This is a genomic window from Microcystis sp. CS-574 (assembly GCF_028329095.1).
Classification (GTDB): Bacteria; Cyanobacteriota; Cyanobacteriia; order Cyanobacteriales; family Microcystaceae; genus Microcystis; species Microcystis ichthyoblabe_A.
Window position 1 is genome coordinate 1 of record NZ_JAQMSY010000050.1, and the last position, 6,590, is coordinate 6,590.

At 46.1% G+C, this 6,590-nt stretch carries 7 protein-coding genes and 1 tRNA gene; 4 read left to right on the forward strand and 4 right to left on the reverse strand.

Features of this window, described 5'->3' with window-relative positions:
- Window positions 1-282: 282 nt before the first annotated feature.
- Window positions 283-365 (reverse strand) — tRNA-Leu (locus tag PN470_RS03615).
- A gap of 73 nt (window positions 366-438) precedes the next feature.
- Between PN470_RS03615 and lgt the strand changes: the two genes are divergently transcribed.
- Complete coding sequence (lgt, locus tag PN470_RS03620) at window positions 439-1,290, forward strand: prolipoprotein diacylglyceryl transferase (protein WP_016516117.1); 852 nt, start codon at window positions 439-441, stop codon at window positions 1,288-1,290.
- 12 nt (window positions 1,291-1,302) lie between these two features.
- On the forward strand, window positions 1,303-2,253 hold the full coding sequence (locus tag PN470_RS03625; RefSeq protein ID WP_272103689.1) for a branched-chain amino acid ABC transporter permease: 951 nt from the start codon (window positions 1,303-1,305) through the stop codon (window positions 2,251-2,253).
- A 6-nt stretch (window positions 2,254-2,259) separates the two neighbouring features.
- Here the strand turns inward: PN470_RS03625 and PN470_RS03630 are convergent, their stop codons facing one another.
- From PN470_RS03630 to PN470_RS03640, 3 genes are all read right to left on the reverse strand, one after another.
- Window positions 2,260-3,258: a Gfo/Idh/MocA family protein gene (locus PN470_RS03630; RefSeq protein ID WP_103112231.1), complete on the reverse strand. Its 999-nt coding sequence runs from the start codon at window positions 3,256-3,258 to the stop codon at window positions 2,260-2,262.
- Between the two features lie 264 nt (window positions 3,259-3,522).
- Window positions 3,523-3,798 carry a hypothetical protein gene (locus PN470_RS03635; RefSeq protein ID WP_002733655.1) on the reverse strand — a complete coding sequence of 92 codons (276 nt, stop codon included), beginning with the start codon at window positions 3,796-3,798 and terminating at the stop codon, window positions 3,523-3,525.
- A gap of 379 nt (window positions 3,799-4,177) precedes the next feature.
- Complete coding sequence (locus tag PN470_RS03640; RefSeq protein WP_271937868.1) at window positions 4,178-4,735, reverse strand: DUF721 domain-containing protein; 558 nt, start codon at window positions 4,733-4,735, stop codon at window positions 4,178-4,180.
- Window positions 4,736-4,992: 257 nt separating this feature from the next.
- Here PN470_RS03640 and PN470_RS03645 point away from each other — a divergent pair, with 257 nt between their 5' ends.
- Together PN470_RS03645 and PN470_RS03650 are read left to right on the forward strand one after the other, a co-directional pair.
- Entirely contained in the window at window positions 4,993-5,883 is an 891-nt protein-coding gene (locus PN470_RS03645; RefSeq protein ID WP_272103691.1) for a hypothetical protein, read from the forward strand.
- Between the two features lie 22 nt (window positions 5,884-5,905).
- Complete coding sequence (locus PN470_RS03650) at window positions 5,906-6,562, forward strand: PspA/IM30 family protein (protein WP_002734761.1); 657 nt, start codon at window positions 5,906-5,908, stop codon at window positions 6,560-6,562.
- The last annotated feature ends 28 nt before the right edge of the window (window positions 6,563-6,590 follow it).

The window sequence follows — 6,590 nt, forward strand, 5'->3', positions numbered from 1 at the left end:
CAGGTTTGCTGATCGATCGGAGGGCGAGAGCCTTCGAGAGCCCCCGCAGCTAAGGGACTTGCGCTTTGATAATATGCCATCTGGCTGGTCTGATTCTTCTACAGAGCGATTTTCTGGCTGGGATATTATTCCCACGCAAGTCCCTTTCGGAATTGGGTAAGAAGTCAGTTGAAAAAATAAATCTGAACTGGAGTCTCAAAAATGGGAACTAACAACTTTTCCTTTTTGGGTCGTTGGTCGTCAATACCAAATCAGGTTACACCTCATCGACCCAAAGGTTAATGCGGATGGAGGGACTCGAACCCACACATCGAAAAGATACTAGAACCTAAATCTAGCGCGTCTACCAATTCCGCCACATCCGCAAATATGTCACCTTATTCCATCATAGCATAAGATACTATAGGAAAGATAAAATTTTTTATTCTTAATAATTTTATGCTCTTAGGTTTTGTCTTTCAGTCTCCCGGCCCGATTCTCTGGGAGATTGGACCGATTTCGGTGCGCTGGTATGGATTTCTCATCGCTATGGCGGTATTATTGGGTGTCACCCTCTCCCAGTACCTAGCTCAAAAAAGAGCGATCGATCCCGATTTAATCGCTGATTTGGCCATTTGGTTAGTAGTGGGGGCCATACCTGCAGCCCGTTTGTACTATGTTCTCTTTCAGTGGCAAGAATACGCGCAAAATCCTGCCGATATTATCGCCATTTGGAAGGGAGGTATCGCTATTCACGGGGCAATTATCGGGGGTTTGCTGGCAGCCCTAATCTTTGCTCGCATTAATCGGGTTTCTCTTTGGCAATTACTCGATCTGGTGGCCCCTTCCGTCATTCTCGGTCAAGCGATTGGACGTTGGGGTAACTTTTTTAATTCGGAAGCTTTTGGCAGTCCGACTAATTTACCTTGGAGGTTGTTTATTCCTCCCGCTAGTCGTCCTTTAAAATATATCACCGTCGATTATTTTCACCCCACCTTTCTCTACGAATCTATCTGGAATCTGGGAGTTTTTGCCCTACTCATCTATCTATTTTTCTGGGGTTTAAAACACCCTAGTAAATTAAAAATTGGCACCCTTACCCTAGTCTATTTTATCGCCTACAGTCTTGGTAGATTCTGGATCGAAGGACTACGCACCGATAGTTTAATGTTTGGGCTTTTGAAAATGGCGCAAATAATTAGTTTAGGAGCGATCGCTGTCGGTCTTTTCGGTTTATTCTGGTTATATAAACTGCAGCGTCCTTTACCGGATGTGGTGGCGACCGTCAGTTATAATCAAAAGTTACCCTAGCTAACCCTGACAATGGATCTAGTAACAATTTTTCAACAGGTTTTAAACGGTTTATCGATCGGTAGTGTCTATGCTATTTTTGCCCTTGGTTACACTTTGATTTTTTCCATTTTAGGGATTATCAATTTTGCCCATGGTGCAATTTTTACCCTCGGCGCCTATTTTACCTATGCTCTAACGGGGGGAGTTTTCGGTTTTAATGGTTTATTAGCTAATGCCAAATTGCCCTTTTCCTTACCCTTTTTTTTAGCCCTCTTACTAGGCTGTATCCTTTCAGGGGTCACCTCGGTTCTTCTGGAAAGATTAGCCTTCAAACCCCTCCGGGTAAGGGGTTCCGATTCTCTCTTAACTCTGGTTTCTAGCCTAGGGGCAGCCGTGGTAATTGTCAATGTTATTCAATACTTATTCGGAGCAGAAATTTATACTTTTCCCGATGATATTTATGGCAATCTTCCCCCCGCAATTAATTTTGGTACAGCCGATCGCCCCGTGGCAATTCGCACAATTCAGATTATTATTTTTCTGGTTTCAGCAGTTATGGTGGCTTTACTAACTTATTGGGTTAATTTTACCAAAATGGGCAAAGCTTTACAAGCAGTAGCTGAAGATGTCACCACGGCCAGTTTGTTGGGGATCAATCCCGAAAAATTTATCGTGATTACTTTTTTTATTAGTGGTGCCTTGGCAGGTTTAGCAGGAACTTTAGTCGGTTCTAGTGTTAGTATTGCCGGTCCATATTTCGGTATTGCTTTCGGATTAAAAGGTTTAGGAGTGATTGTTTTAGGGGGATTGGGAAGTATCCCCGGAGCAGTAATCGGTGGTTTATTATTGGGTATTGCCGAAGCTTTTGTTCCCGCAGAATATTCCGGTTATCGAGAGGCGATCGCTTTTGCTATTCTCTTTATTATGTTGTTAGTTCGTCCCCAGGGTTTACTAGGCAGAAAGTTAATTCAAAAAGTCTAAGTCGGTTTAATTGTCCGCGAGAAAAACTGTTTTTCCCGACAAAGAAGATTGATAGGCAGCGTAGGCCACTTCTAGGGCATAAAGACTGGCTTGGGGAGTAACATAAAGAGGAACCCGATCGAACAGATAATCTAGCACCATGGCGGTATCTTTAGCAAAAAGACCACGACGGGTTTCCACTTCTAAAACTTGGCTACCTTCACTATTAATTAACTGCCCTTTTTCCCCTTCAAAAATTAAGCTGCCCCCCTCACCATGAATAGTGAAAGTTCGCTCATTTTGCCAAAAAACTTCGCCTTTGCCGTAGGTAACTTCGGCAATTAAGCCATTTTTAAATAATAACTGCGCCTCACACAAACAGGCCAGAAAATAATCGGATTCCGGGGCATTCCAATAACGACAATGACAGGATACGGACTCCACTTCCCCAAATAAATTAGTAAAGCGATGGATACGAGAAAGGGCAGCGATCAAAGGAAACCCGAATAAATCCCGATGAAATGTCCAGCGCCGGGGTGCTGGTCTGCCGGGGGCGATTGTGGTATAACGGGCTAGGTGGATATTGCCGAGGCTGTCTAAATACTGCTGTTGGGTTTGATGCAGTCCCCCCAAAAGTTCAATATGTTCGACGTGCAGTAATTTGTTCTCGGTTTCGGCTAGGGTGATTAATTCTGCTGCCGCTGCCGGGTGAAAAGCCAGAGGATACTCGACGATAACGTGCTTACCAGATTTTAAGGCAGTACGGGCGATCGAGGCATGGGCCTGATTAACGTTGGCAATGACAATCAGATCGAGATCAGGATGACTGGCCAGGCTTATTGCCGAATCTAGGGCAGAAATTTGGTATTTTTGCGAGAAATTAACGATCGATTCGGGACTATTACCGCTAAAATACAGAAGCTGGGCGCGATCGTCGGCTTGCAAGCTTTCAGCGCGACGTTGAGCGGCGAACCCTGTGCCAACTATACCAATTTTTAAGGGACGATGAGAAGTCATCAGGGGCATTCTGGCGACATTAATTATCGGGAAGTGGGGTGTGGGGTGTGGGGTGTGGGGAGATCGGGGAATTTCAACTAATACCCCAAAACCCTAAAACCCCAACTCTCAACTCCTGAATACTTTCTACAGCAATTCTGCTTTTCCCAGCTTTATCTTAGCAATCAACTCATCTATTATCTCAAAAATAGCGCCCTGAAAGATGTGGGAGGGTGAATTCATATTTTTAATGGGCAACGCCAATTTTTTGCTCCTGTTTAGGCCCTAGATATTCTAAACCGCCATCGGTTGTCGGGGAGCATGACGACTAGGGGAAACCACTACGGGAGTGGGCGACACTGCACAGGTTAATTCTAGAGACTGTTCTAAACTAACCACCCGATTGAGTTCTTGCCATTCAGTGCCAAAAGGAGGCATCGCTAGAGCGCAGGCTTTCCAATGAGCTTCGACGGGAACATCTAGTTGTTGACAAGTGCCACCGCGCCGACCTTGGGTTTGATAGTATCGGCAGTATCGACAGGAAGAAGTAAGAAAGTTTGCGGCTTGCATGGGTTGGCTTTAAAAGGAAGATGATTATAAGGAACTCAAGGGATGACTCTCTTTTGGCTCTGTGTAATATTGTCCTACCCTGTGCCAAGGGTATTTTCCTGACTAGCATAGCTAGGACTGATACGCCATATAGTTTTTAGTGATCCCCAAAAAAAATTTTGTTTTTAGAATCTTTTAATAGTTACTTTGCAAAAAGCAGCACTGTCTCAAAACAGAGGAGTTAAACTCAGTTGTGGCCGAGGTTATCGGCTCTGGTATCGGCGATAACAAAGCGGGGATCAAGCCTTAGCCGAATAGAATTGATGAATACAGGTTCAATTAAGACAGAAAAGATCGGCCAATTGATTCCCGACTCAAAACCACTCTTTCCACAAGACTATTAAGAAATTGAATCTTTTACCCCGCCCGACTGGGCAAAACAAAAAGCACAACATTGCCAACGCTCAAGCTCTCCGGAGGGACTGGGAGACTGACAACGAGGACAAATTGGCCAGGATCGGGTTCTATGAACTATTTTCTGGCTCCAACTCTCTAAACTGTCCGGTTGCCGGGGATTTTCTGGCGGTTTTTCCGGGGTGACATAACTAGGATGATCTCTCAGGGATTTAGGTGCGATCGCTTCTGGAGGAATTAACTGACTATCTTGCTGCCAACGGGCAGCAGAAAAGCGGATATCGCCCAAGGGAGTCTCTAACTGACTATTAAGCCGTTTTAATAAGCTATAGCGTTGTAAAGACAATTCCTGTGCTAAAGCGGCGCTACTGGTAGCCACCGATAAAACCCTGCGATTGAGGGAAAAAGGCCGAGTTTGCTCCAACAGACGGGGATTAATAATTTTTGGCCATAATTGCAGCACTTGCTCATAGTGGCGATATTCTTCCCAACCCGCCTGTTGAGTAATAACCGCTAAAATTTTGTCAAGAGAATGTAAAGACATCTGGAAAATCTAGAGAGTACCACGTTAGACTAGGACGAAAAAAACCCTAAGTAGCTGGTTATAATTAAATTAAAAATGGATTTTAGGTTCGATCCCCCCTTAGTCCCCCCTTGATAAGGGGGGTGCCGATCCCCCCTTAGTCCCCCCTTGATAAGGGGGGTGCCGATCCCCCCTTAGTCCCCCCTTGATAAGGGGGGTTTCTGATAATTTTTAACGCCTACCTACTTAACTTTTCAGCATAACCCTATAATACCGTCATGAAATCCGATCGACCCCCATCCTCCCAAGATTTGCCCCTCTCGATCGTCCATCAACCCAGTTCATCCATTGATCCCGCTCAGGAACCAGAATACCTAGAAGCTACTGTCATTAACGTCTATCCCCCAGCTAAAGATGTCTTTTTTACCCCTTGGGGCATCCGGGCAATGGTGATCTTTTTAATTGCTAATAGTCTCCTCAGTCTCAATCAATGGTTAACCAACACCACCCCGAGGAAAGCTGAGACTTCGCTGCTGGGTCAGCACAAAAATAACTCCCGCCACCTCGATCGATTGATAGCGATCGCTCGTCCAGTAGAGAAAACTCCTCAAACCAGTCCGATCGTTAATATTCCCGCTCCTCCCGTTAAAACTAGCCCGATCGCTAACATTCCCGCTCCACCAGTGGTTCAGAGTCCCCCCACCGCCATCAATCTGACTAACGCCCTCTTACCCCCGAATCCGCCACCGTCCCTCATACCCGCCCATCCATTACCCGTCAGTAAGATCCAGCAATCTTTACCCGTCGCCCCCCCGGACCCCAATACCCCGCCCGTATCTTCCCTCGTTTCCCCACCACCGCCACCACCGCCCCAAGTCACCCCCGCCCCCTCTCCGGCGGTCATTAACGAACGAATGTTAGAGGAATTGCGCCAAAGGGAAGAATCACCCGCTAATTTACCCTTTTTTCAACGGGAAAAAGCCCGTCGTCTGGCTAATCAAAACCCACAGGATGCCACGGAGTTAATGAAACAGTTACCGTCAGAATTACAAGCATCCCCTTCTCCCTCTCCCAGTAGTCCGGCACCCCCAGAAACAGCCGATCCCTCCCAGTCCCCCGTCCCTAGTTCTATCATTATTGATAGGAGCGGCACTTCGGTAAACTATTAGGGTTGGTATCGGGAGGACGGTAATGGGTTTGTTTGAGCGCATGGGCCAAGCAATTCGCGCCCAAGTCAATAGTCTGATTCAGGAAAATCAAGATCCGGAAAAACTGCTGGAAAAAGCGATCTTGGCGATGGAAGGGGAATTGATCCAAATGCGACAAGCCCTGGCGGCAGCCGTCGCTACCCAGAAACGTACCGAGCGCCAACGACAACAACAGGAAAAAGCCGCCCAAACTTGGCACGAACGCGCCCAATTAGCCCTACATCACGGTAACGAAGAACTCGCCCGTCAAGCTCTCAGCCAATGGCAAACCTATCAAAGTCAGATCGCCCCCCTACAAACCTCCCTGCAACAACAGACGGCTATTATACAAAAGTTAAAGAAAGAACTCTTGACAATTGAACGCAAATATGCTGAGATGAAAGCACAGAAAAGCCTTTATCTGGCCAGATTGCGATCAGCGAGTGCCAGTCAAAAAGCCCAAGAAATTATGGGCAGTTTGAACAGCAGTCAGATGGGTACTATTTTCGAGAAATTAGAAGCAAAAGTCCTAGAAGCCGAATCCCAAGCCGATTTAATCGGGTATAAAGACCCCTTAGAGCGACAATTCCAAGATTTGGAGGGACAAAAACAAATTGAAGCGGAATTACTCAAGTTAAAACAAGAAAACTTGGATGAGTGATGTGGGGTGTAGGGTGTGGGGTGTGGGG

Coding starts and splice junctions, on each gene's coding strand:
- PN470_RS03630 (WP_103112231.1), bottom strand. CDS start 3,258: ATGCCCCTGATGACTTCTCATCGTCCCTTAAAAATTGGTATAGTTGGC.
- PN470_RS03635 (WP_002733655.1), bottom strand. CDS start 3,798: ATGCAAGCCGCAAACTTTCTTACTTCTTCCTGTCGATACTGCCGATAC.
- lgt (WP_016516117.1), top strand. CDS start 439: ATGCTCTTAGGTTTTGTCTTTCAGTCTCCCGGCCCGATTCTCTGGGAG.
- PN470_RS03625 (WP_272103689.1), top strand. CDS start 1,303: ATGGATCTAGTAACAATTTTTCAACAGGTTTTAAACGGTTTATCGATC.
- PN470_RS03650 (WP_002734761.1), top strand. CDS start 5,906: ATGGGTTTGTTTGAGCGCATGGGCCAAGCAATTCGCGCCCAAGTCAAT.
- PN470_RS03640 (WP_271937868.1), bottom strand. CDS start 4,735: ATGTCTTTACATTCTCTTGACAAAATTTTAGCGGTTATTACTCAACAG.
- PN470_RS03645 (WP_272103691.1), top strand. CDS start 4,993: ATGAAATCCGATCGACCCCCATCCTCCCAAGATTTGCCCCTCTCGATC.